This is a genomic window from Streptomyces sp. AC627_RSS907, from assembly GCF_019049165.1.
The window spans coordinates 1-738 of sequence record NZ_JAGMUE010000750.1 but is presented as its reverse complement, the minus strand read 5'-3'; the positions used below and the strand labels follow the sequence as shown (position 1 = coordinate 738).

Here is a 738-nt window from a genome sequence, read left to right as displayed (position 1 = left end):
CGAACGTGGCGCTCGGTCAGGCCGCGGCCTTCACCGAGCGGCTCGGCCTCGGCACCGGCGTCACCCTGGTCGCCCAGCACGACCCGATCGACCTCGCCAAGCAGGTCGCCACCCTCGACTTCCTCTCCGGCGGCCGGTTCACCCTGGGCCTCGGCTTCGGCTGGCACGTGGAGGAGGCCGCCAGCCACGGCGTCGGCTGGTCCACCCGGCGTGAGCTGGTACGCGACCGGATGGCCCTGATGCAGGCGCTCTGGGCACCGGAGCCGACCGGCCACGAGGGGGAGTTCGGCTCCGTGCCGGCCAGCCACGCCCACCCCAAGCCGTCGCACGCGCCACGGGAGCGCGCCGGCGCGCCGCTGACCGGGCCGCGCACCCTGGTGGGCGGGGCGGCCGGGCCCAAGCTGTTCGCACACATCACCGAGTACGCCGACGGCTGGCTGCCGCTCGGCGGCAAGGGCCTCGTCGAGACCCTGCCGAAGCTGCGTCAGGCGTGGACGGAGGCGGGCCGCCCGGGCGAGCCCGAGGTGGTGCCGTACGGGGTGCTGCCCTCCGCCGGGAAGCTCGCGCACTTCGCTGACCTGGGCATCACCGAGGTCGTGTTGCAGACGCCGACCGGCGACGAGAACACCGTGTTGCGGGCGCTCGACGACTACGCGCAGTACCTGTGACCCCACCCGCCCCACGGCCGTCCCGCACCGCGCGGGGCGGTCGCGCGCGGCGTGCCCGGACCTGTGGCAT

Annotated in this window: 1 protein-coding gene; it reads left to right on the top strand. The window is 75.3% G+C overall.

All coding sequences use genetic code 11. The features are described 5' to 3' along the window. Positions 1–668, top strand: a 668-nt coding sequence (locus tag KUM32_RS38415) for an LLM class flavin-dependent oxidoreductase (protein ID WP_217146443.1), incomplete at its 5' end; no start/stop codon positions are given. Between the last annotated feature and the right edge of the window lie 70 nt (positions 669–738).